This window comes from Streptomyces sp. SID3343, assembly GCF_009865215.1.
GTDB lineage: Bacteria > Actinomycetota > Actinomycetes > Streptomycetales > Streptomycetaceae > Embleya.
Genome location: NZ_WWJX01000118.1, coordinates 1 through 2,161 on the forward strand (window position 1 = coordinate 1; position 2,161 = coordinate 2,161).

At 68.6% G+C, this 2,161-nt stretch carries 1 protein-coding gene and 1 pseudogene; both read right to left on the minus strand.

What is annotated here, in order from left to right; translation table 11 throughout:
• Positions 1-80 precede the first annotated feature (80 nt).
• A complete protein-coding gene (tsrT, locus tag GT354_RS04045; RefSeq protein ID WP_161354777.1) occupies positions 81-1,781 on the minus strand; it encodes a tryptophan 2-C-methyltransferase in 1,701 nt (566 codons plus the stop codon).
• A pseudogene (locus GT354_RS04050) lies at positions 1,778-2,161 on the minus strand (tyrosine phenol-lyase); the annotation flags it as partial. The gene tsrT and the pseudogene GT354_RS04050, both read right to left, overlap by 4 nt.

The following is a 2,161-nucleotide window of genomic DNA, read 5'->3' on the forward strand; positions in this document are numbered from 1 at the left end:
TCCCGCCCACCCCGCGCTGCTCCTCGCCGAGGTGCGTGCCCAACCTCGGTTCCTCTTCGCCCCGGCCCGCCGACCCGCTGTCAGGTGCCCACCCGCGCCCCCGCTTCGGCGATGATGGCGTCACGTTCTCGCCACTTCGCCCAGAACGCGCCTCGGTAGCCCAGCGCGGTGAGCGCGGTGAGGAAGGGGTTGTCGGCGTAGTTGTTGTCGTCCTTGGAACTGCCCGGGGCCGTGGGCAGCATGACGCGCGGATATTCGGCGGGGCCGATGTGCTCCCACATCATCTCGACCGTGCGCAGCCGGCGTCCCGCCGGGTCGGCCACGGTGGCGGGGTCCTCGGGAAGGCCGGGAGAGAAGTAGAACACCGGGCGGACGGTACCGTCGGCCTGGAACAGGAACTGCCGTTCGTATTCCACCGGGGAGAGACACTGCTCCGGCGTGCGCAGCACGATGGGTTCGGTGGCGGTGTTGGACTGCGTTCCGGGCTCGTGCCGTATGCCCGCGCTCTGTCCGGCCAGCCACCGACCCAGCGGCTGATAGGGGAAACAGCGCAGTCCCAGACTGAACCCGGAAACGGTCGCGTCCAGTGCCAGGGTGCGGTCGATGGCCTCGCGCAGGGTTTGCCAGGTCTCCCCGGGCATTCCCGCCAGGACCTCCACCAGGGTTGCCATACCGTACTTGTGGCACAGTTGTACCGCGTTTTCGGTGTCGGCCCAGGTGTAGAAGCGCGTCCCCTTGGCGGTGACCTTCCACCCGTCCAGCATGTCGTCGCGCACGTGGTCGGGTGCCACGTTCACGCCCGCGCATCCGGCTGCCGCGAGCAACTCGGCGAACTCGTCGTCGAAGGGCTTGGGCTGGGCGTAGATCCACAGACGCAAACGGTGCAGCGGGGAGTCGGGGGAGGTGTTCTTGCGGCGTACGATCTCGCGCAGTACGGCCTTGGAGTTCGCGATGGCGAGGTTGAACTCGGAGTCGGCGGTGTGCACGTCGTACACGCCCTGTCCCACCAGTTCGGCCAGTTCGTCGACCACGGCGGGCACCGAGCGTTTGGCGAAGGCGGTGCCCTTGGCATCGGGTTCCACGCAGTGCGCGCACGCGTAGGGGCAGCCGTTCTTGGTGAGGATGTTGCCCAGACCTCCGCGTTCGTAGTAACCCAGGTTGTCGACCCGCCATCGGTTGCCCGAGCGCCGCGTATAGGCAGCGGTGGTGTCGACCTGCCAGGCGCGCGACTGTCCCATGCCGACCTCACCCACCGCGCCCAGGGCGGTGTCGGGATCCGGGGTGCCGGAGCGGGTCACCCGGCCGTCACCGTGGTTGACGAGCAGACCCGGAACCGAGGCCGGGTCCTCATGGCGGGACAGCCGGTCGGCGAGATCCACCAGGATGCGCTCGCCCGGGCCCTTGACGCCGAAGTTCAGCCCGAGGTAATCCACGCACGCGAACGGCGTGGCGGAGAATCCCACTCCGCCACCCACCATGGGCGCCGAGGTCAGAGTGCGGATCTTGCGGACGATCTCCCGGTGCTCGGGAAGGAAGACGCGCTGCTGCTGCGCGTAGAGGTTGTCGGTGTTGCGCACCGAGAAGCCCACCAGCAGCGGAGGGCGGCGGGAGGTGAAGTACTCCTCCAGCAGTCGCGGCCAGTTGTCCCGTTCGAAGCACAGGTCGACGACTTCGACGGGGTAGCCGTTCCGCTCCAGCGCGGTGGTGAGGACGTCCAGCGCGTACGGGGTGATCGGAGGGTGGACCTTGTTCGGGTTGATCAGGGTGATCAGGCGGGTCACGGCGAGTCCCTGCCTTTCTCGAGGGGACTGAGTTGCGCGGTGAAGTGCCTCAGTGGCGATTGCGGGCCGTTGATCGTGTAGCCGGTCAGTTCCCCGGCCCGGCGGACCACGTCGGCGGCCGCCTCCACCACGTACTCCAGGTGCGAGCGGGTGTAGACGCGGCGTGGCAGCGCCAGCCGCACGAGTTCGTGTGGGGCCGTCTCGTCGTCGTGGCCGAGCGTCAACGTGCCGAATTCCACCGTGCGTACTCCCGCCACCCGGTACAACTCGCAGACCAGTGCCACACCGGGGAGTTCGGCGGGGGAAAGGTGGGGCAGCAGCCGTCCGGCGTCGGCGTAGACGGCATGGCAGCCGGCCGGACGCATCATCGGCAGGCCCAC